The sequence below is a fragment of the Youhaiella tibetensis genome, assembly GCF_008000755.1.
GTDB classification, from domain to species: domain Bacteria; phylum Pseudomonadota; class Alphaproteobacteria; order Rhizobiales; family Devosiaceae; genus Paradevosia; species Paradevosia tibetensis.
Map to the genome: position 1 here is coordinate 3240892 of NZ_CP041690.1, position 19569 is coordinate 3260460.

The following is a 19569-nucleotide window of genomic DNA, read 5'->3' on the forward strand; positions in this document are numbered from 1 at the left end:
CGTGTCGGTATCAGGGCCAATTGCCCCGACCGAAAACGAGAGGACGAAAATGCAGATCTCCGCCTTGGCCGCCGTCGCGGTCGCCGCCATGTTCGCCACGCCCGCCTTCGCCGAGGACCGCACCGGCACGCTGCCGGTCAACGGCCTGGAAATGTATTATGAGATCCACGGCGAGGGAGAGCCGCTGGTCCTCATTCACGGCGCCTGGATGAATATCGACACCAACTGGGCCGCGCTCATGCCCACCCTCGCCATGGATCACAAGGTCATTGCCCTGGAGATGCAGGGCCACGGCCGCACCACCGATCGCGACACTCCCATCACCTATGAAGGCATGGCCGATGACGTCGCGGCCGCGCTCGATGCCCTCCAGGTCGAGAAGGCCGACATTTTCGGCTATTCCATGGGCGCCGGCATCGCGCTGCAGCTTGTCATCCGCCATCCCGAAAAGGTCGAGCGGCTCATCGCAGCCTCGGGCGGCTATTCCACCGACGGTCTCGCTGAAGGTTACGACGCAATGGTCGCCACCATGACGCCGGAAATGTTCGTCGGCACCCCGCTCGAGAGCGAGTACAAACGCCTCTCGCCCACCCCCGACCATTTCCGCGATTTCGCCGTCAAGATGATCGCCTTCGAGGCCCCGTTCTCCTGGCCGGAATCCGACATCAAGGCCATCAAGGCGCCCACCCTCCTTATCGGTGGCGACGCCGATATCGTCACGCTCGAGCACCAGGCCTCGCTCTACCGGCTGCTCGGCGGCACCGAGAATGGCGATATCAACGGCCTCTCCACCGCGCAGCTGCTCATCCTGCCGGGTACCAGCCATATCGGGGTCTTCTTCAACCCCCTCAACGTGGAGATCATGAAGCTGGCCGTCCCCGCTTTCCTTTCGGCCGAACTGCCGCCCAAGCCGCCCCAGTTCTAGGCGAATCGAGGCGGGATGGGTTTAGCTCTTCCCGCCTCTCCGTGGCCGTCCGGAGCCGCAGTTCCGCAGGATTTGCCTGTTCACGCCATGCCATGAGTCTTTATGACTTGCAGCACGACGAGGCTCCCATGCGCACCCAGGATAGCTACAACGATCGCCTGAACCGGATGCTCGACTACGTTTACGCCCATCTGGAGGACGACCTGTCCTTCGATCGGCTGGCGGAAGTCGCCTGCCTTTCGCCCTATCACTGGAGCCGCATCTATTCGGCCATGCGGGGCGAAACGATCGTCGCCACTATCCGCAGGCTGCGGCTCCAGCGCGCCGCCGAGCGTCTCTCCAACTCCGATCTCGACATCGAAGCCGTTGCGAAGCGCGCCGGATACGGATCCGCCGACACCTTCGGACGCGCCTTCAGGGAGGCATACGGCGCCAGCCCGGCGGCCTATCGGGCGGGCGGCTCGCACGCCGCCTTCAAGGCCGCCAACGCAGCGGGCGATGCCAATGCCTTCCCCGTGACCATCGAACACCTGCCCGAGCGGCGGTGCGCCGGCATCGATCATGCCGGTTCCTACATGGCCATCGACCATGCCATGGGCAGGCTCTTCGCCGAACTGGTCGCGCGCCAGGCCCTCCCCGCCGCGCCCGCGATGATCGGGGTCTTCTTCGACGATCCCGACCTCGGCCCCGAGGACGCGTTGCGCTCGCGGGCCTGCCTGCCGGTTGCCGGCTCGTTCTCGATCGATCCGCCGCTGGTTGAAACGGTCCTGCGCGGCGGCCCCTACGCGAAGCTGAGCTATACCGGCCCTTATGCCGACATGCGGGGCGCCTATCGCTGGCTCCTGGGTGTCTGGCTGCCCGCCTCCAGTCACGAACCCGCCGATGCGCCGATCTTTGAGGCCTACCTCAACGATCCCCGCCATGTGCCGCCGACCGAGCTGCGAACGGACATCCACCTCCCGCTCAAGTCCGCCCCATGAGCGCCCCGCCCGTTCCCGAGCCCGTTGCGCGGACCATTGCGCGCTACCCCGCGCCCGTTGCGACGCGCCTGATGGAAATTCGCGCGCTCATCTTTGCCGTGGCCGCGCGGACCGAAGGCGTCGGCCCGCTCACCGAAGCCCTCAAATGGGGCGAACCGGCTTACCTGACCGAAGCCAGCAGAAGCGGCACCACGATCCGGCTCGGCGCCACCCGGTCTTCTCCCGACGCCGCCGCCGTGCTGCTCAACTGCCGGACCAGCCTCGTGGAGTCATTCCGCGCCGGCTTCGCCGATGTCTTCGCCTTCGAGGGCAATCGCGCCGTCATCATGCCGATTGCGGGCCCGCTGCCGCAGGCGCCGCTGATCCTGTGCCTGCGCGCCGCGCTGACCTATCGCCGACGCTGACGGCGTCTCTTGTCCTAAGCCTGCCCCCAGGCATGCATCAGCACCAGGTTCGCGGCGGCGACCACGCCCAGCACCACCGCCCATTCCGTGCGGCCCGCCGCCTGAAGTGCCAGCACTGCCAGTGCGAACATCGCCACCTTGAAGACCGTCAGCCACGGCTCGCCCAGCCGCATGCCCGACTTCGGCGCCGCGAAGATGCCCCAGGCCGTCGCGGCCACGACCACCGCCACCACCGCGATCAGCCACTTGAGCCAGCCTGCCTGGTCGAGCCCAAGCGCCCACACCACGAAAGCCGCCAGCATCGCCAATTCCGCAACGAACGCCACCAGCAGGTTGCCCCCCTTCAAGATATCCACGCCTAACCTCCTGTTTCCGTCACGCGCCACCCTGCCACGAACGCTCCGCGCTGCCTCTCCGCCAAGGTCGTATTTCCGACCTGCATTTGTGTTTGGAGGCTCGCGCCCCTGTTCCCTTTCCGTTCCTGGCATGCTAAGCAGGGGCAACCAATCACGCCACTACTGACATTACCTGTCACGAGCCCTATCTATCGTGGGAGCGTCGGAGGAAACTGCCTCCGCGCCAGCAGACGGATCGACCATGGCCTCCGAGAAGAAATCCGCCCGTCCGGGCAAAGCCGAATTTTCCATCGATGACTTCCTGGGCGAGATCGAGAAGGCCGAGGACATGGCCGCGAGCAAGCCGCTGCCGCAGGAACGCCTGCGCAACAAGCGCGCCCTCGACCGCGCCGACCGCGCCGCCGCCGAGGAAGCCGTCGCCCCGAAAACCGCGCTCGAAAAGCGCCGCACCACCCAGTCCAGGCGCGACACCGCCACCGGCATGGCCCTCAAGGCTCCCAAGTCCAAGGCCAACTCCGTTGATCGCCCCACCAACCTGCCCGGCCTCGAGGAAGGCATGCAGGCCGGCTTCAACCACATGCCCTCCGGCGCCGCCCGCGACCGCATGACGGCGCGCGACATCTCCCGCGAAGCCGCCAAGGACCCGGAAGTCCTCGGCAAGCTGCGCGATGCGCTCGATACCGCCAAGGCGAAATCCAAAAAGCGCGGCTCGTCCCTCGAAGGCGCCGCCACCGTCGGCATCAGCGCCACCGTCAAGGCGCTCGAAGACATCATCCTCAACGGCCGCAAGGAAGTGGAAGGCTCCGCCCCCTGGGTGCCTCACCGCCCGGAGCGCCCCGAAAAGCGCGAAGGCGGCATCCCCTTCAAGCTCGTCACCGACTATGAACCGCGCGGCGACCAGCCCACCGCCATTGCTGAGCTCATCGAAGGCATCGAGAACGGCGAGACCGACCAGGTCCTGCTCGGCGTCACCGGCTCGGGCAAGACCTTCACCGCCGCCCAGGTCATCGCCCGCACCAACCGCCCGGCCCTCATCCTCGCCCCCAACAAGACGCTGGCCGCCCAGCTTTACGGCGAGTTCAAGTCCTTCTTCCCCGAGAACGCGGTCGAGTACTTCGTCTCCTACTACGACTATTACCAGCCCGAGGCCTACGTTCCGCGCACCGACACCTATATCGAGAAGGAATCCACCATCAACGAGCAGATCGACCGGATGCGCCACTCGGCCACCCGCGCCCTGCTCGAACGCGACGACGTCATCATCGTCGCCTCGGTGTCCTGCATCTACGGTATCGGCTCGGTCGAAGACTACACGGCCATGACCATCGACGTGCAGAAGGGCGAGAAGATCGACCAGCGCGAGCTCCTCGCCAAGCTGGTCGCCCTCCAGTACAAGCGCGGCGACACCGGCTTCGTGCGCGGCACTTTCCGGGTTCGCGGCGACACCATCGAGCTCTTCCCGGCCCACTATGAAGACGCCGCCTGGCGCATCACCCTCTTCGGCAACGAGGTGGAGGCCATCGCCGAGTTCGATCCCTTGACCGGCAAGAAGTCGTCCGACCTCACCTTCATCCGCGTCTTCGCCAACAGCCACCACGTGACGCCGCGCACGACGATGAACCAGGCCATCAAGCTCATCAAGCAGGAGCTTGCCGCCCGCCTCCAGGAGCTCAACGGCGCCGGCCGCTTCCTCGAAGCCCAGCGCCTTGAGCAGCGCACGCTCTTCGATCTCGAGATGATGGAAGCCACCGGCTCCTGCGCCGGCATCGAGAACTATTCGCGCTACTTCTCCGGTCGTCGCCCCGGCGAGCCGCCGCCGACGCTCTTCGAATACCTGCCCGACAACGCCCTGGTGTTCGTGGACGAATCCCACGTCACCATCGGCCAGCTCGGCGCCATGTATCGTGGCGACCTGCGCCGCAAGGCCACGCTCGCCGAATACGGCTTCCGCCTCCCCTCCTGCATGGACAACCGTCCGCTGCGCTTCGAGGAGTGGAACGCCATGCGCCCGCAATCGGTCTATGTCTCGGCCACGCCCGGCTCGTGGGAGATGGAGCAGACCGGCGGCGTCTTCGCCGAACAGGTCATCCGCCCCACCGGCCTCATCGACCCGCCCGTCGAGATCCGCCCCGCCAAGAGCCAGGTGGACGACGTCGTCGACGAGATCCGCCAGACCTCCAAGAACGGCTATCGCACCCTCGTCACCGTCCTCACCAAGAAGATGGCCGAGGACCTCACCGAATACATGCACGAGCAGGGCATCCGCGTGCGCTACATGCACTCGGACATCGACACCATCGAGCGCATCGAGATCATCCGCGACCTGCGCCTGGGCGCCTTCGACGTGCTGGTCGGCATCAACCTCTTGCGCGAAGGCCTCGACATCCCCGAATGCGGGCTCGTCGCCATCCTCGACGCCGACAAGGAAGGGTTCCTGCGCAGCGAAACCTCGCTCATCCAGACCATCGGCCGCGCCGCGCGTAACGTGGATGGCCGCGTCATCCTCTATGCCGACAACACCACCGGCTCGATGGAACGCGCGCTGGCCGAAACCAATCGCCGCCGCGAAAAGCAGATGGCCTACAACGAGGCCAACGGCATCACCCCGCAATCGGTGCGCTCCAACATCCTCGACATCGTCGATTCCGTCGCCGAGCGCGACCACGTCACCGTTTCCATCGGCAAGGGCAAGGACGGCAAGGAACAGGTCCAGGTCGGCGCCAACCTCGCCGCCGTCATCAAGGACCTCGAAGCCCAGATGCGCGAAGCCGCCACCAACCTCGAATTCGAACGCGCCGCACGCCTGCGCGACGAAATCAAGCGCCTGCGCGAAATGGAACTCGACACCCTCGAAGGCGCCGACCTCGCCGCCGACTGACCCCCGCGCCTTCTCCCCCTTGTGGGGGTGAAGAGCGGCTATCCCGACGAACGCCGGGCGCCAGCAGAACCGGGATAGAACTCAGCCCAACCGCGATCCCCGCCTTCATCCCTCATGGCGACGAAAACAAGCGTCCTTGCCCCCCACTTCACCTCTCCCCCTCGGGGAGAGGTCGGCCGCAGGCCGGGTGAGGGGCCGCCCCAACCACCGGCCCCAGGACCCAAAAGCCCTCCAGGCGCCAGCAGAACCGGGATAGAACTCAACCCGACCGCGAGCCACCGCCTTCATCTCCCCTGGCGACGAAAACAAGCGCCCTCGCCCCCACTTCACCTCGCCCCCTCGGGGAGAGGTCGGCCGCAGGCCGGGTGAGGGGCCGCCCCAACCACCGGCCCCAGGACCCAAAAGCCCTCCAGGAGCCGGCAGAACCGCGATAGAACTCAGCCCAACCGCGATCCCCGCCTTCATCTCACCTGGCGACGAAAACAAGCGCCCTCGCCCCCACTTCACCTCTCTCCCTCGGGGAGAGGTCGGCCGCAGGCCGGGTGAGGGGCCGCCCCAACCACCGGCCCCACGAACCCAAAAGCGCTCCCGCTGGCCTTCACCTCTTCCCTCCCCGTGTGAAGTGAAAAGCGTTTACCCCGGCAAACGCCAAGCCCCGCGGAGCCTTGCGAGCGATGCACACGCCGAGCCATGCCAGCCTCCGGCAGGACCGGGGAAACCCTCTGTCCCGATTGACCGGGAACCAATCCGTCTCTCAAATCCTGATTCCGATCCGCTCCAAGGAGGACGCCATGCGCGCGCCGAAATCCCTGCCGCTCTTCGCCCTGGCCCTGCTGGCCCTGCCCCCGCTCGCGACGCCCGCCCTCGCCGCCGAACCGACCGCCCGCGCCACGGCCATCCTCAACGTCCGCACCGCCCCCGGCTGGACCGCCCCCGTCATGGGCACCCTCGCTAAGAACCAGCAAGTCACCCTCAAATACTGCACGCGCAACGGCGACTGGTGCCAACTCGGCAGTGCGCTAACGCCGGAACTGGCGGGTGGATGGGTAAGGGCCGGCTACCTAGTGGGAATGGCCGCGAAGTCCCGGGTCACGCCGTTCAGGTTTCTGGTGAATCCAGAGTGGGAGCAACCTCTGCCACGCTAGCGGAGTTGCAAGCGGCGGGAGTTCGTCGCTATTGCTGCTTATCCCCTCCCCCACAGCCCACCCCATACTTCCCCTCCACACCAATGGAGGGTCCCATGTCTGCCAACTTCACCAACCAGTTCTTCGCCCGCCTGCAAGCGGCGCGGAATCAGCTTCTGCAACTCGACTGGTGGAGCGAAAAGCTCCCGCCCGAGCAGGTCGTCGATCTCCACGACGTGGTGAGGGTCAACGACGTCCTGCTGCTGGCCAGGAAGCTGGTCTCGCGCGAAAGATCGGCGGCCTTCGTGCAGTTGCTTTCCCCTGATCGCCCCGTCACCGCGGGCGGCGTGCGCCTGGCGGTCAAGCTGGCGCATGGGACGATCAAAACCTTCGTGCAGCGCTACGGCCATTTCGATCGCGATGTGCAGGAATGGGTTCTCCCCGGCGAGCGCACCTATGTCGAAAAGCGCGCGGGCGAGGGTTTTGACGACGATTTCGACTGGCGCTGAGCCGCACTTATCCCCGCGTTTGCCGCCCGCGCTAACATGGTCCCATCCCTCCGCAAGGCGCGGCACTGACGAGGTGTCGGCGGCCGGCGGGCGGATCGGGCGCCAAAAGCGTCCGATGCGTTCGCCGGGTTCTGGGAGACAGGTGGAGCGGGGGTCGCCCCGTTCCCGGCCTAAGTGTGACGTGACCGGCCCGGAGTGCGCTCGCGGGCAACTTGCGTGTACGGGTTTGTAGATCCCTGTCGCGCTGGGGCGAGGCGAGCCTCGCTACTACCAATATACAGATGAGGCAGACCTCGCCCCGGCCCGTCTACCCGAAACCCGCAGCGCTCCGGCGCGTGCGGATTTCGGTGTTGCCTCACGTCCAGTTGAGGCGCCGGCGCGCATCCATGGCGTGCCGTCCACGTTCTCCCGAAGGCGCTTTTCTGGAGATCGCCATGCCTGCCATTGCCTTAAGGGTCGGGCCCTGGCACCTGAACCATCCGTTCAGCTTGCGTTCAGGCGCCACGGCATCCAATGGCGGAAGGAAAGGGTTCTCCTTTCACCAGAAAACGAAACGAGCCTACCGAGGAGACGTCAAATGTCTGCTTTGCGCACCAAGATCCTGGCCGGTGGCCTTGCCGCCCTGGCGCTCGTCGCCACTGCCGGCGCGGCCCTCGCCGCCCCGGCCTATGCGACCAGCAATGTCAATGTCCGCTCCGGCCCCGGCACCGGCTATCGGAGCGTGGATGTCCTCACGCGCGGCCAGCCCGTCGATGTCCAGCAGTGCCGCGGCTCCTGGTGCTTCGTGTCCAAGCCTGGCCCCGATGGCTGGGTGTCGGCCAATTACCTCTCCTCCAGCGGCGGTTATTACCGTCCGCGTCCCCCGCGCCCGCCGGTCTACCCGATCCATCCGCGCCCGCCCTTCTACCCCGATCACGGCTGGGGTGGCCCCAATTGGGGTGGTCCGGGCTGGGGTCACCGCCCGCCGCCGCGCCCGCGTCCGAACCCCGGCGCCAGCTTCTGCATGAATGGCCCGAACGGCTATTTCTGCATGGGGAACTGAGGTCTATTCGACCTTGAGCCGCTCGATGTCGATCCCCTTGGCCACAAGGGGGTCGCGCATCCTGCGGCTCCAGAATTCGTTGAGGCCGTAAATGGCGACCGCGCCCACGGCCAGCGAGATGCCGAAGCCGCGGAACCCGTCCTGGTTGGCGAACACCACCGCCGCCGCCAGGGCCACCGCGCCGATCGCCACCAGCGTCCAGGTCTTGCGCTCGCTTTCGATGCGCAGGTTCCGGGCGCTCGAGAGCAGCACGTCGCGCAGCTCGGTGTCGCTCATCGAGTTGAGTTCAGGGTTGGCGCGCTCGCGCCGGATGGTCTCCATATAGGCTTCCACCCGCCGCTCGGTCAGCGCCTCGCGCTCGTTGGCGCTCCGCCCTCGCATCGCCATGCTGAACACCACGCCTACCGCAATCAGCACCAGCCCGATTTCGAGCAGAACACCCATCGATCGTCACCTCTCGTTTCTTGAAGAAAGAAATGCCCCCTCGCCCGAACGGGTTCAAGGTGCGTTGCCGCGGCTCACGATGGCGTTCTGCCAGCCCACCGCCTGCCCATCATCCATCCGGCGGGCCCACATTTCGGAAATCGCATGGTCGTTGAGCTGCACCATGCCCATGATGGCGTCGTTCCTGCCGTTCCCGGTGATATCCCGGTCATCGAGGAAATAGAGGAACGGGGAACCATCTGTCACCGCCTCGGGCTGTTCGGGCCCGCGCCAGACATAGCCGTTGCCATCGGCACTGGCGATGTTGAGCGCCAGCGCCATCTCGGCGGCGACGAGCGCGCTCACCGCGTGCCCGCTGGCCGCCGTCCCGCTATAGGGCACGGTCCATCCGCTCGCCGGTGCCGCGATCGGCTTCCAGGCAAAGCTCCCCTCGGTCGAGGATTTCGGCTGGAGGCATTCGGCGATGAGGCAATCGGTAGCCGCCGCCTCGTCGTTCGGAATCTCGCGGCGAATGGCATCGCGCAGCCCCGCCAGCTCGCCCTGACGCGGCTGGAAATCGAAGCGCCAGGCCACATGCGGCACGTCCTCGGTGCCCAGGTTGTAGCGATCCACCTCGATGAACGACACCGTCCCCCCGCTCGTCTCGGTCGTCACCTGCCCATAGCGCAGCAGCGTCCGCGACCGCGCCAGCGGCGGCTCCATCGCGTCCACGAACAGCAGCGCCTTCTCGATCGGGCCCATTTGCCCGTCGGACGCGGCGAGCTTGGCCCGCGCATCGCTCTCGACCTTGCCGGCATCGAAATGCGTCCAGCCGGGACGATCGAGGAAGGTCGACAGCGTGAGGTCGAGCATGTTGTCTGCGGTCTGCGCCATGGCAGGCGGGGCGTTGCCCCCCATCGCCACGCCCAGGATGATGACACCGGCATACTTGAGGATACGCATCGCAAGGCCTTTCATTTGCCTGACGCGCCGAGTGTGGCCACATTGCCCGATCTGTCAACGATGGCGAATCGCGATGTATCTTTGGGCCAAGGCCTTTCTCAGACTCGGGCTGGTACTGCTCGCCATCGGTATCCTGCCTGCCGTAATCTTCGCCTACGCCTTCCCGCAGGCCGACCCGCTGATCCCGGCCCTGCTCTCGCTCACGGTGGCGCCTCTCGGCGCTTTCGTGCTGGCGGTATCGGTCATTCTTTTCCTGGTAGCGGTGTTTCGGCGCCGGCGCTGACCGAGCCCCTGAGCCGCTCGCGCGCCATCACCACCAGGCCCGCGGCCGCGATCACCGCCGCGCCGATCAGCGACACAGGGTCGATAAGGTGGCTGAAGATCACGTAGGAGAGGAAGATCGCCCAGGGGAGCGAGAAATAGCTGAACGGCTGCAACACGCTGGCCGGCGCCAGCGACAGCGCCTTGATCATCAGTCCGTGGGCCGCGCAGGTAGTGATCATCACCACGGCCACCATGGCCAGCCCGCGTCCATCCATCGGCGCCCAGTGAAAGACGCCCACGGCCGTCGTCATCACCAGTCCCACTACACCGGTATAGGCCATGCTGGTCGCGGTGGAATCGAGCTTGCCCACCTTGCGCGTCAAGACGATGTAGATGGCATAGAACGAGCACGAGGCGATCGCGTAGACCACGCCCATGTCGAGCGGCAGCCCGCCCGGACGAACGATGATCATGGCGCCGAGGAACCCGACGACCACCGCGCCGAGCCGGAACGGCCCCACCTTCTCGCCGAGCAGCGGAATGGCAAAGAGCGTGACGAGCAACGGATAGACAAGGCTGATGGCCTGGAGTTCGGCCAGCGGTACCGTCTTGAGGGCAAGCGCGAAGAGCCAGATGTCGGCCACCAGCAGCACGCCGCGCAGAATCTGCCAGAGCGGCGCCCGCGACGCGAACGCCTGGCGCAGCGGCCCCTTCCTGACGACGAGGTAGAGCGAAAACGCCGCAAAACCCCAATAGCGCATCATGGCGATCTGGAATGGTGAGTAGTCCTGCACCAGCAGTTTGGAAAACGCATCCTGGATGCCGAACACCACCACCGATATCAACACCAGCGTGATCCCGGCGCTGACATTGTCGCCTGCCGCCGCGCCGCCCGTTCTCGCCGTTTCGCTACTCATTGCAACAAACCCGCCTGGCCACGCGCCGGAACGAAATACCCCGGGCCACTCCGGCCCGGGGCTTATCATGAAATGGAAAAACTGGAAGTCCTACTTGGCCGTTGCGTTCTTGATGGCGCCGGCAATCACCGTGAGCACGCCCCCGCCGATAAGGCTCGTGACGCCTTGACCGGCCAGCGCCCCGATATCCAGGCCCGCCGGGGCGCCGCCCGCCGCCGCGGCATCCGTCGCAGCGCCGACCAACGCATCCAACCCGGGAATGCGTCCCGCCAGCCAGGTCAGAACCAGACCGCCGATGGCCCCGGCGATCGAGTTGCCGGTCGTGCCCAGACTCAAATTCTTGGCAACTCCGCCGACAACGTTGCCGCCGATGCCTCCACCGAGCAGCTGAACAATAATCGCTACAATTGCTTCCATTTTACGTCCCCAAGAGGTCCGAAATAACGGAGCCGCTCGGCCCCGCCTCGCACGGGAAGCTTAGCGACAATGCCTGCGCCGAGGAAGAGCCTAAACAACTGGTAAATACCCAATAGTACCTGAGATTCTTTGGTTTTTGGCTTCCGCAACAACTGCTATCGTTCGCCACCGCAAACAGGGCTTGCACATGCGACTGCTTACTCTCGTCTTGCTCCTCCTTTCCATGACCGCTCCCGCCTTGGCGCAGGAGGAAGGCGCGCAGCGCGCCTTCAAGGACTGGATGACGGCGTGCCGCGACGATGGATACTGCTCCGCCTTCGCCCTCGCGAATCCTCGTGCCAACGGCACTGACGCCGACTATGTCCTGCGTGTCGGCCGCCATGCCGAGCGCAGCTACTGGGAAATTTCCTTCAAGACCGTGGCGACCATGGCTGACGAGTGGAACGACTTCACCGTCACGGTCGATGGCGTTGCCCAGCCTTTCTCGGGCTTCGAGCAGATTGGGGCCTATGCCGAAGCCAACGACTTCTTCCTCCTCGGCGACGGGGCGCAGGCCGTGCTCGACCGCATGGTGCCCGGCAGTCAGGTCTCGATCGCGTTCAGCGACAGGGCCGAAGCCCCTCACACCGTGGCTTTCTCGCTGAGTGGTCTTGCAGCAGCCCTGATCTGGATCGACGAACAGCAGAAGCGGCTCGGCTCCGAGCGTGTCGCCTCTGCCCCGCCTTACGGCCTCACGCCTGCCGGGTCGAGCCAATCCGAGCCCATCGAGATACCGGCCGCGCTGCTCGATCGCCTGCGCGCCGATCCGGAGTGCGAACCGCTCGAAACCCTGGCCAATGGCCGCGACTTCCAGGTTGGCAGGATCGACGCTGAGCACACGCTTTACGTCCTCCCCTGCTGGAGCGGCGCCTACAATTTCGGCTCCAAGGTTTTCGTCATGTCAGGGTCAGAGGGAATAGAAGCGCAGTATTTCCCGGCCTTCTACCCGCACATGGGCATGGTCGCCTCCTCCTACCTGGTCAATGCCAGCTACGACGAGGCCACCCGCACCATGAACAGCTACGCCAAGTCCCGTGGTGCCGGGGATTGCGGCAGTTCAGGCACGTGGACCTGGACCGATTTCGGCTTCGCCCTGACAACGTTCAACTACCGCCAGTGCGAGGACGACATCAGAGAGGACGGAGACCCAGGGGACTTCCCGCTCGTCTATGACGCGGCAACGATGAGCGGTAAGTAATACTTACCCACGCTTCTCCTGAGCGTGCGACATTGCCCGGCAGGGTCCTACCGGCCTATGGTCCGCGCAAAGTCAGCAAGCATTCTCATGTCGAATCAAACCTCAAACCGCCGTGTAGCCCTCGTCACCGGCGCTGCCGATCGCATCGGGGCCACCCTGGCCAGGGCGCTCGCAGCCGACGGACACCAGGTGATCGTGCACTTCCGCTCCTCCCTGGCCGATGCCGAGGCGGTCGTGGCCTCCATTGTCGCGGATGGGGGAGTCGCGGCGGCCGTGCAGGCCGATCTCTGCGTGCGCTCGGAGCGCCGCGAGCTTATTTCGCGCGCCGCTTCGGTCTTCGGTCCGCTGACCGTCCTGATCAACAACGCCTCGCTCTTTGATCCCGACAGCATCAACGATCTTACCGAAGAGCTTTGGGACCGGCACATGGCGGTACACCTGGAGGCACCGGCCTTCCTGTCGCGTGACTTCGCCGCCCAGCTTCCCCAAGGCGTCGCGGGCAATATCGTCAACATCATCGACGAGCGCGTGCTTCACCTCTCGCCGGCCTATTTCAGCTATACGCTCTCCAAGGCCGCGCTGTGGGACATGACGCGCACCCTCGCCCAGTCGCTGGCGCCTGCTATCCGGGTCAATGCCATTGGCCCCGGTCCGATCCTCCCGCACAAGCGCCAGTCCGAGGAAGCCTTCGCCAGCTCGGTGGCGGCCTCCATCCTCGAACGCTCGGCCTCACCAGACGAAATTGCCGAGGCCGTACTGTTTCTGCTCAAATCGGCCGCGATTACCGGTCAAATGCTCGCGCTCGATGGGGGCAAGCATCTTGAATATCGGCCCTCGCGCGCCAAGACTCCTAGGGTCTAGAACCCGATCATGAACGACGAACAACCCAAGCAAACCGGTCCCGAGGTCATCAAGGCCTTCGTCAAGACCCTGCCTTCCGCGCCGGGCGTCTACCGCATGCTCGATACGGAAGGCGAAGTCATCTATGTGGGCAAGGCGCGCAGCCTCAAGTCGCGCGTGACCAACTACACGCGCCCCGAAGGCCTGCCCGTCCGCACCCAGCGGATGATTGCCGCCACCCACACTATGGAGTTCGTGCGCACCGAGACGGAAGCCGAGGCGCTTCTCCTCGAAGCCAACCTCATCAAGCGCCTGCGCCCCCGCTTCAACGTGGCGCTGCGTGACGACAAGAGTTTTCCGTACATTCTGATCGCCACCGATCACGAGGCGCCCGAGGTCTTGCTCCATCGCGGCACGCGCCGACGTCCGGGACATTATTTCGGCCCCTTTGCCTCGGCCGGCGCCGTGCGGCGCACCATCACGTCGCTGCAGAAGGCGTTCCTACTGCGCAATTGCTCGGCCAGCTTCTATGCGGCCCGCACCCGGCCCTGCCTGCAATTCCAGATCAAGCGCTGCTCGGCCCCCTGCACGCGCGAAATCTCGCTGGCCGACTACGGGGTTCTCGTCGAAGAGGCCAAGGACTTCCTCGAGGGCAAGTCCAAGGCGGTGCAGTCTCGCCTGTCGAACGAAATGAACGCCGCGGCCGAGGCGCTCGATTTCGAGCGCGCTGCCTTGCTGCGCGATCGCCTGAGCGCCCTCGCCCTCATACAGAGCCAGGGCGACATCACGTCCAACAGCGTCGAGGAAGCCGACATCTTCGCCGTCGCCCAGGAGGCGGGCCAGTTCTGCGTCCAGGTCTTCTTTTTCCGTTCCTACCAGAACTGGGGCAATCACGCCTTCCGGCCGCGCGCCGACGCCAGCCTGAGCGAAAGCGAAGTACTCGAGGCCTTCATCACCCAGTTCTACGATACCCGCACGCCGCCGCGCCTGGTGCTGACCAGCCACGAACCGGCCGAACGCGAACTGATCGAGGAAGCCCTCTCCACCCGCGCCGGTTCGCGTGTCTACATCCAGACGCCCCAGCGCGGCGAGAAGCGCGACCTGGTCAACTACGCCCTCAACAACGCGCGTGAGGCCCTCAGCCGCCAGCTCGCCGAAGGCGCGACACAGCGCACGCTCCTCGAGGGCGTGGCCGAACTCTTCGGGCTGGACGATGCCCCACGCCGCATCGAGGTTTACGACAACTCCCACATCTCGGGCACCAACGCTGTGGGCGGGATGATCGTGGCGGGCGAGGAAGGCTTCTCCAAGAAGCACTACCGCACGTTCAACATCAAATCCAAGGACATCGCTCCGGGCGACGACTTCGGGATGATGCGCGAGGTCCTGACGCGGCGCTTCTCGCGCCTCGCCGCCGAGAGCGAGGAAGATGCAGAGGACGAGGCCACCGGCATGCCCGACTGGCCCGATGTCGTCTTCATCGACGGCGGCGCCGGCCAGCTCAATGCCGTGCGTGAAGTCATCGCCGGCCTTAATCTTCCCAAGGAAGTGACCTTCATCGGCATCGCCAAGGGCGAGGAACGTGATGCAGGGCGCGAAAAATTCCACATGGAAGGCCGCGAGCCCTTCATGCTGCCGCACCGCGACCCTGTCCTCTACTACGTCCAGCGCCTGCGCGACGAAGCCCACCGCTTCGCCATCGGCACGCATCGCGCCCGGCGCAAGAAGGACGTGGTCAAGAATCCGCTCGACGAGATCGAAGGCATCGGCCCGACGCGAAAGCGCGCCCTCCTCAACCACTTCGGCTCCGCCAAGGCCGTCAGCCGCGCCGCCCTCGCCGACCTTGAGGCGATCCCCGGCATTTCGACCCAGATGGCTCAGACCATCTACGACCACTTTAACCGGACCGAATGAGTTGCGAATGAGGCTCCCGCCTCCCTCCCTCCGTTGTGGGGAGGGAGGGAGGGGGTGGCAGCACGCTCGGAGCCTCGGCGCTCCGCCTTAACAAAACCTATTCCCTCTCCCGCCAACCCGCGCTATACAGCAGTCATGAACCTCATCCGCCCGGTCGCCTATTTTTGGTACTTTAGCTATCCGATGCCGCTGGCGGACGGAGGGTCGCGCTTGGTCTAAGTAGACGCAAAGCAAACGAGTTACCCGACAGCCGCCAGCTTCCTGGCGGCTTTTTTGTCGCCGGGAGGTCCATCAAAGGAACCGACCGATGTTGAAATCCACCGACGACCTGCGCATCAGGGAATTGCGCGAACTGAGCACTCCGGCAGAAGTGATCCGGGAGTACCCGCGCACCGAAGGCGCCACCCGCACCGTCACGGGCTCGCGCCTCGCCCTTCACAATATCCTGGCCGGCCGCGACGACCGTCTCGCCGTCGTCATCGGCCCCTGCTCGATCCACGATCCGGAAGCCGCGCTCGACTATGCGGCGCGCCTGTGGGAACTGCGCCAGCGCCTGGCCGGCTCTCTCGAGATCGTCATGCGCGTCTACTTCGAGAAGCCCCGCACCACCGTTGGCTGGAAGGGCCTCATCAACGACCCCGATCTAGATGGCAGCTTCCAGATCGACAAGGGCCTGCGCCGCGCCCGCAACCTGCTGCTCGAGATCAACGACATGGGCCTCCCGGCCGGCTGTGAATTCCTCGACATGACCACCCCGCAGTATTTTGCCGACCTCGTCGCCTGGGGTGCCATCGGCGCGCGCACCACGGAAAGCCAGGTCCACCGAGAACTGGCCTCCGGGCTCTCCTGCCCGGTCGGCTTCAAGAACGGCACGGACGGCAATGTCCGCATCGCCCTCGACGCGGTCAAATCCGCCACCCAGCCCCACCACTTCCTGGCCGTGACCAAGGATGGTCGTTCGGCCATCGCCACCACCACCGGCAACGAGGACTGCCACATCATCCTGCGTGGCGGCAAGGCGACCAACTACGACGCCGCCAGCGTCGAAGCGGCGGCCGCGGAGTCGCTCAAGGCCGGCATCCGCCCGGCGATCATGATCGATGCGAGCCATGCCAACAGCTCCAAGAAGCCGGAGAACCAGCCGCTGGTCATGGAGGACGTCGCCCGCCAGCTCGAGGCTGGGGACAACCGGATCATGGGCGTGATGGTCGAGTCCAACCTCGTCGCCGGTCGCCAGGACCTCGTGCCCGGCAAGCCGCTGACCTACGGTCAATCGATCACCGACGGTTGCATCGATTGGGAAACGACCGTCACCGTGCTCGAACGCCTGGCCAAGGCCACCGAAACCCGCCGGCAGGTCAGCAAGCAGGAAGTGGCCTGACGCAGGACATTTTCGGATCCCCACCCTTGTTCCCTCCCACGGGGGAGGGAGACATGCTGGCATGACCCAACCCCATCTCCTCCCTCCCCCTTGTGGGGAGGGATTGAGGGTGGGGCAGGCCACGCGTCACCGGAGCAAGCTAAACCCCAACGCGCAATCCGGGACGAAGCACTTCCATCCGAGCTTCACACCCCCGATATCCGCTTGACCCGACGCAACAATCCCTGTTCCCTCGCGGCCATGTCGAGCAATCTCACCTCCCTGCCAAACTTGCTGACCTACGGTCGCATCATCGCCATTCCGGTCATCGTCTACCTGACGATTTCCGGGTACCCGGACCTGCGCTGGGCCGCGTTCGTCCTCTATGTCGCGGCGGCCGTCAGCGACTTCTTCGATGGTTATCTGGCGCGCAAGTGGAACCAGTCCTCAGCGCTCGGACGCATGCTCGATCCCATCGCCGACAAGCTCCTGATCGGCGCCCTGATCATCGCCTTCGCCTGGGACGGTACGCTGGGGCCATGGGACCTTATTCCGGCCATCGCCATCATGCTGCGTGAAATCTTCGTCTCGGGCCTGCGCGAATTCATGGGCGACAAGGGCATCGTCGTGCACGTGACCAGGCTCGCCAAATGGAAGACCACTGCCCAGCTCATCGCCATCGGCGCGCTCCTGCTGGTGCCCCTCATTGCCGGCATCGCTATCCCGGCCCAGATCCTGCTGTGGGTCGCCGGCATCCTCACCGTGTGGACCGGCTACGACTACTTCCGCGGCGCCTGGCCGACACTGAAAGGCAATTGACCATGAAGGTTCTCTATTTCGCCTGGCTGCGCGAGCGCCTCAACAAGGGCGAGGAAACCGTCACGCCGCCTGCCGAGGTCAAGACCGTAGGCGACCTCATTGCCTGGCTCGCCGCCAATGACGAAGCGGCCGACCTGGCCTTCGCCAACCGCAAGCTCATCAAGGCGGCGGTCAACGCCCGCATGGTCGACCACAACGCGCCCATCGCCGCCAACGACACCGTCGCGCTCTTCCCTCCCATGACCGGCGGCTGACCATGGCGGTTTCCATCCAGACCGAGCCGTTCGACCCCGGAGCGGAAACCAACGCCTTCCTGCTGGCCAACGCTGGCGCGGGAGCCGCCGTGACCTTCACCGGGCTCGTCCGCTCGCAGCCGGAAGATCCGATCGGCGCGTTGATACTCGAATGCTACCCCGAACTCGCCATCAACCAGGTCACGGCGATGATCGAGCAGGCCGTGGTGCGCTTTGGTCTCATCCGGGCGAAGGTCATCCACCGCTATGGTACCCTTCGGCCCGGTGAACCAATCGTCCAGGTCATGGCGCTGGCCCCCCATCGCGAGGCCGCCTTCCAGGGCGCCGAATTCCTGATGGACTACCTCAAGACCGACGCTCCGTTCTGGAAGCAGGAAGAAACGCCCGACGGCACACGCTGGGTGGATGCCAAGTCGCAGGACGACGCCGCCAAGGCGCGATGGGAGTGACATGAACGAGACGTCCAGACCACCCTTCTCCCTTGTCGGGCTCGATCACGTGGTTCTGCTCGTCACCGACATGGAGATCGCCATGCGGTTTTACCAGGAGGTCCTGGGCTGTCAGCCCGGCTTCTCATACCCACAGTTCGGCATGGAGCAGGTCTGGTGTGGCAACGCCCTCATCGTGCTCCAGGACTATACCAAGCCCGAGGGCAAGTGGGCTCGCCCGCCCGTCGAGGGCGGCCGCAATCTCGACCATGTCTGCATCGCGCTGAGCCCCTTCGATCACGACGCCATGCGGGCCCATCTCAAGGCGCACGACGTTGAAATCGTCGAGGAAGCCCTTCATGGCGGCGCCCGCGGCATGGGCAACTCGTTCTATGTGCTCGACCCGTTCGGCAACAAGCTCGAACTGAAAGGGCCGCCGGTCTACTGACCGACGGCCCCCTCAAAACTCTTGGCTCGAGGCAGAACTTATTCTGCCGCGGCCCGCTTGGGCTGCACAGCGGCCGAATAGGCCGCGATCAGCGTGCGCGAGGCTTCGCCAGGCGTGAACTTGAAATCGCCGACCTCGGAAACCGGGGTCACCTCGGCCGCAGTTCCGGTGAGGAAGCACTCATCGAAATTCGCCAGTTCGTCCGGCATGATGTGCCGCTCGGTCACGGTGAAGCCGTTGGCCTTGGCCAGGCCGATCACGGTGCGGCGAGTAATGCCGTCAAGGAAGCAATCGGGCGTCGGCGTCGTGATTTCCTTGCCCTTGATAAAGAAGGCGTTCGCGCCGGTCGCCTCGGCGACGTAGCCGCGATAGTCCAGCATCAGGGCGTCGGCGTAACCGTCGGCCATCGCCGCGTCCTTGGAGAGGGTGCAGATCATGTAAAGACCGGCGGCCTTGGCCTTGTACGGAATGGTCTCCGGGCTCGGGCGCTTCCACTTGCTCCACTGTAGGCGGATGCCCTTGAGCTTCTCTTCCATAGAGAAATAGCTCGGCCAAACCCAGGCGGCGATCGCCAGATGCACGGTGTTCGGGCGACCGGGAACGCTCAGCTCTTCCGAACCGCGCCAGGCGACCGGGCGCATGTAGGCGTCCACCAGGTTGTTGGCTTCGAGCACCTTGCGGCAGGCCGCATCGATCTCATCGGCGCTATAGGGGATGTCGAAGTCCAGCGTCTTGCCCGAGGCGATCAGTCGATCGGTGTGCTCGCGCAGCTTGAACACTTCGCCGCCATAGGCGCGCTGGCCTTCGAACACGCAGCTTGCATAGTGCAGCCCGTGCGTCAGCACGTGAATCTTGGCTTCTTTCCAGGGCTTGAGTTCACCGTCGAACCAAATCCAGCCATCACGCTGGTCCATCGGCAACGCCATTTCCAACTCCAAATCTCTTCCCATTCGCGGCCCTCGCATGGCCGCAAAATCCAGTTGTCCCGATCATGCATCAGCCCTAAGCCCTTGGCAAATTGGAACGGCTTTGGGATAAGAAACATTGGCGGAACTGATGGAGAAACA

Annotated in this window: 22 protein-coding genes; 16 read left to right on the forward strand and 6 right to left on the reverse strand. The window is 65.1% G+C overall.

What is annotated here, in order from left to right; all coding sequences use genetic code 11:
- Window positions 1-49: 49 nt before the first annotated feature.
- The 3 genes from FNA67_RS15850 to FNA67_RS15860 all read left to right on the forward strand — a co-directional run bounded on the left by FNA67_RS15850 (window position 50) and on the right by FNA67_RS15860 (window position 2309).
- Window positions 50-925: an alpha/beta fold hydrolase gene (locus FNA67_RS15850; RefSeq protein WP_244616366.1), complete on the forward strand. Its 876-nt coding sequence runs from the start codon at window positions 50-52 to the stop codon at window positions 923-925.
- Between the two features lie 128 nt (window positions 926-1053).
- Complete coding sequence (locus FNA67_RS15855) at window positions 1054-1905, forward strand: AraC family transcriptional regulator (protein WP_147656855.1); 852 nt, start codon at window positions 1054-1056, stop codon at window positions 1903-1905.
- Window positions 1902-2309 (forward strand): DUF1801 domain-containing protein, encoded by a 408-nt coding sequence (locus FNA67_RS15860; RefSeq protein ID WP_147656857.1) that lies wholly within the window; start codon window positions 1902-1904, stop codon window positions 2307-2309. The genes FNA67_RS15855 and FNA67_RS15860 overlap by 4 nt, the downstream gene beginning before the upstream one ends.
- A 14-nt stretch (window positions 2310-2323) precedes the next feature.
- Here the strand turns inward: FNA67_RS15860 and FNA67_RS15865 are convergent, their stop codons facing one another.
- Complete coding sequence (locus FNA67_RS15865) at window positions 2324-2665, reverse strand: DUF2568 domain-containing protein (RefSeq protein ID WP_170267332.1); 342 nt, start codon at window positions 2663-2665, stop codon at window positions 2324-2326.
- 241 nt (window positions 2666-2906) lie between these two features.
- Here FNA67_RS15865 and uvrB point away from each other — a divergent pair, with 241 nt between their 5' ends.
- From uvrB to FNA67_RS15885, 4 genes are all read left to right on the forward strand, one after another.
- Window positions 2907-5543, forward strand: a complete 2637-nt coding sequence (gene uvrB, locus FNA67_RS15870; protein WP_244616367.1) for an excinuclease ABC subunit UvrB — start codon at window positions 2907-2909, stop codon at window positions 5541-5543.
- Between the two features lie 731 nt (window positions 5544-6274).
- Window positions 6275-6688 (forward strand): SH3 domain-containing protein, encoded by a 414-nt coding sequence (locus FNA67_RS15875; protein WP_170267333.1) that lies wholly within the window; start codon window positions 6275-6277, stop codon window positions 6686-6688.
- Window positions 6689-6783: 95 nt separating this feature from the next.
- Window positions 6784-7176 (forward strand): hypothetical protein, encoded by a 393-nt coding sequence (locus FNA67_RS15880; RefSeq protein WP_147656864.1) that lies wholly within the window; start codon window positions 6784-6786, stop codon window positions 7174-7176.
- Between the two features lie 577 nt (window positions 7177-7753).
- Window positions 7754-8218, forward strand: a complete 465-nt coding sequence (locus FNA67_RS15885; protein WP_049706077.1) for an SH3 domain-containing protein — start codon at window positions 7754-7756, stop codon at window positions 8216-8218.
- Window positions 8219-8221: 3 nt separating this feature from the next.
- On the opposite strand, the gene FNA67_RS15890 is transcribed toward FNA67_RS15885, so the two are convergent.
- Together FNA67_RS15890 and FNA67_RS15895 are read right to left on the reverse strand one after the other, a co-directional pair.
- Entirely contained in the window at window positions 8222-8662 is a 441-nt protein-coding gene (locus FNA67_RS15890; protein ID WP_049706078.1) for a hypothetical protein, read from the reverse strand.
- 54 nt (window positions 8663-8716) lie between these two features.
- On the reverse strand, window positions 8717-9604 hold the full coding sequence (locus FNA67_RS15895; protein WP_147656866.1) for a hypothetical protein: 888 nt from the start codon (window positions 9602-9604) through the stop codon (window positions 8717-8719).
- 73 nt (window positions 9605-9677) lie between these two features.
- Between FNA67_RS15895 and FNA67_RS15900 the strand changes: the two genes are divergently transcribed.
- On the forward strand, window positions 9678-9887 hold the full coding sequence (locus tag FNA67_RS15900; protein WP_049706080.1) for a hypothetical protein: 210 nt from the start codon (window positions 9678-9680) through the stop codon (window positions 9885-9887).
- On the opposite strand, the gene FNA67_RS15905 is transcribed toward FNA67_RS15900, so the two are convergent.
- Together FNA67_RS15905 and FNA67_RS15910 are read right to left on the reverse strand one after the other, a co-directional pair.
- Entirely contained in the window at window positions 9847-10785 is a 939-nt protein-coding gene (locus FNA67_RS15905; protein ID WP_170267334.1) for a DMT family transporter, read from the reverse strand. The genes FNA67_RS15900 and FNA67_RS15905 overlap by 41 nt on opposite strands.
- A 90-nt stretch (window positions 10786-10875) precedes the next feature.
- Window positions 10876-11202 carry a hypothetical protein gene (locus FNA67_RS15910; protein WP_049706082.1) on the reverse strand — a complete coding sequence of 109 codons (327 nt, stop codon included), beginning with the start codon at window positions 11200-11202 and terminating at the stop codon, window positions 10876-10878.
- A gap of 187 nt (window positions 11203-11389) precedes the next feature.
- Here FNA67_RS15910 and FNA67_RS15915 point away from each other — a divergent pair, with 187 nt between their 5' ends.
- The 8 genes from FNA67_RS15915 (at window position 11390) to FNA67_RS15950 (ending at window position 18502) form a co-directional block, all read left to right on the forward strand.
- Entirely contained in the window at window positions 11390-12439 is a 1050-nt protein-coding gene (locus FNA67_RS15915) for a DUF1176 domain-containing protein (protein WP_147656870.1), read from the forward strand.
- A gap of 87 nt (window positions 12440-12526) precedes the next feature.
- Window positions 12527-13300, forward strand: coding sequence for an SDR family oxidoreductase (locus FNA67_RS15920; protein WP_147656872.1), 774 nt, complete (start codon window positions 12527-12529; stop codon window positions 13298-13300).
- Between the two features lie 9 nt (window positions 13301-13309).
- Window positions 13310-15193, forward strand: a complete 1884-nt coding sequence (gene uvrC / locus FNA67_RS15925) for an excinuclease ABC subunit UvrC (RefSeq protein WP_147656874.1) — start codon at window positions 13310-13312, stop codon at window positions 15191-15193.
- 307 nt (window positions 15194-15500) lie between these two features.
- Entirely contained in the window at window positions 15501-16574 is a 1074-nt protein-coding gene (locus FNA67_RS15930) for a 3-deoxy-7-phosphoheptulonate synthase (RefSeq protein WP_147656876.1), read from the forward strand.
- A gap of 204 nt (window positions 16575-16778) precedes the next feature.
- Complete coding sequence (gene pgsA, locus FNA67_RS15935) at window positions 16779-17372, forward strand: CDP-diacylglycerol--glycerol-3-phosphate 3-phosphatidyltransferase (RefSeq protein ID WP_308499088.1); 594 nt, start codon at window positions 16779-16781, stop codon at window positions 17370-17372.
- A gap of 2 nt (window positions 17373-17374) precedes the next feature.
- Window positions 17375-17626, forward strand: coding sequence for a molybdopterin converting factor subunit 1 (gene moaD, locus FNA67_RS15940; RefSeq protein ID WP_049706088.1), 252 nt, complete (start codon window positions 17375-17377; stop codon window positions 17624-17626).
- Window positions 17627-17628: 2 nt separating this feature from the next.
- Entirely contained in the window at window positions 17629-18075 is a 447-nt protein-coding gene (locus tag FNA67_RS15945) for a molybdenum cofactor biosynthesis protein MoaE (RefSeq protein WP_147656878.1), read from the forward strand.
- Between the two features lies 1 nt (window position 18076).
- The gene (locus FNA67_RS15950) at window positions 18077-18502 is read left to right on the forward strand and encodes a VOC family protein (RefSeq protein WP_147656881.1); all 426 of its coding nucleotides are present in this window, start codon (window positions 18077-18079) and stop codon (window positions 18500-18502) included.
- Between the two features lie 38 nt (window positions 18503-18540).
- Here FNA67_RS15950 and FNA67_RS15955 read toward each other — a convergent pair whose 3' ends face one another.
- On the reverse strand, window positions 18541-19428 hold the full coding sequence (locus tag FNA67_RS15955) for a branched-chain amino acid aminotransferase (protein ID WP_147656883.1): 888 nt from the start codon (window positions 19426-19428) through the stop codon (window positions 18541-18543).
- Window positions 19429-19569: the final 141 nt, after the last annotated feature.

Excerpts from the sequence above, each read along its gene's own strand:
- FNA67_RS15885 (WP_049706077.1), top strand. The coding sequence starts at position 7,754 with ATGTCTGCTTTGCGCACCAAGATCCTGGCCGGTGGCCTTGCCGCCCTG.
- FNA67_RS15890 (WP_049706078.1), bottom strand. The coding sequence starts at position 8,662 with ATGGGTGTTCTGCTCGAAATCGGGCTGGTGCTGATTGCGGTAGGCGTG.
- uvrC (WP_147656874.1), top strand. The coding sequence starts at position 13,310 with ATGAACGACGAACAACCCAAGCAAACCGGTCCCGAGGTCATCAAGGCC.
- FNA67_RS15920 (WP_147656872.1), top strand. The coding sequence starts at position 12,527 with ATGTCGAATCAAACCTCAAACCGCCGTGTAGCCCTCGTCACCGGCGCT.
- FNA67_RS15900 (WP_049706080.1), top strand. The coding sequence starts at position 9,678 with ATGTATCTTTGGGCCAAGGCCTTTCTCAGACTCGGGCTGGTACTGCTC.
- FNA67_RS15850 (WP_244616366.1), top strand. The coding sequence starts at position 50 with ATGCAGATCTCCGCCTTGGCCGCCGTCGCGGTCGCCGCCATGTTCGCC.
- FNA67_RS15880 (WP_147656864.1), top strand. The coding sequence starts at position 6,784 with ATGTCTGCCAACTTCACCAACCAGTTCTTCGCCCGCCTGCAAGCGGCG.
- FNA67_RS15955 (WP_147656883.1), bottom strand. The coding sequence starts at position 19,428 with ATGGCGTTGCCGATGGACCAGCGTGATGGCTGGATTTGGTTCGACGGT.
- FNA67_RS15930 (WP_147656876.1), top strand. The coding sequence starts at position 15,501 with ATGTTGAAATCCACCGACGACCTGCGCATCAGGGAATTGCGCGAACTG.
- FNA67_RS15945 (WP_147656878.1), top strand. The coding sequence starts at position 17,629 with ATGGCGGTTTCCATCCAGACCGAGCCGTTCGACCCCGGAGCGGAAACC.
- FNA67_RS15915 (WP_147656870.1), top strand. The coding sequence starts at position 11,390 with ATGCGACTGCTTACTCTCGTCTTGCTCCTCCTTTCCATGACCGCTCCC.
- FNA67_RS15905 (WP_170267334.1), bottom strand. The coding sequence starts at position 10,785 with ATGAGTAGCGAAACGGCGAGAACGGGCGGCGCGGCGGCAGGCGACAAT.
- FNA67_RS15910 (WP_049706082.1), bottom strand. The coding sequence starts at position 11,202 with ATGGAAGCAATTGTAGCGATTATTGTTCAGCTGCTCGGTGGAGGCATC.
- FNA67_RS15950 (WP_147656881.1), top strand. The coding sequence starts at position 18,077 with ATGAACGAGACGTCCAGACCACCCTTCTCCCTTGTCGGGCTCGATCAC.
- uvrB (WP_244616367.1), top strand. The coding sequence starts at position 2,907 with ATGGCCTCCGAGAAGAAATCCGCCCGTCCGGGCAAAGCCGAATTTTCC.
- FNA67_RS15860 (WP_147656857.1), top strand. The coding sequence starts at position 1,902 with ATGAGCGCCCCGCCCGTTCCCGAGCCCGTTGCGCGGACCATTGCGCGC.
- moaD (WP_049706088.1), top strand. The coding sequence starts at position 17,375 with ATGAAGGTTCTCTATTTCGCCTGGCTGCGCGAGCGCCTCAACAAGGGC.
- FNA67_RS15895 (WP_147656866.1), bottom strand. The coding sequence starts at position 9,604 with ATGCGTATCCTCAAGTATGCCGGTGTCATCATCCTGGGCGTGGCGATG.
- FNA67_RS15855 (WP_147656855.1), top strand. The coding sequence starts at position 1,054 with ATGCGCACCCAGGATAGCTACAACGATCGCCTGAACCGGATGCTCGAC.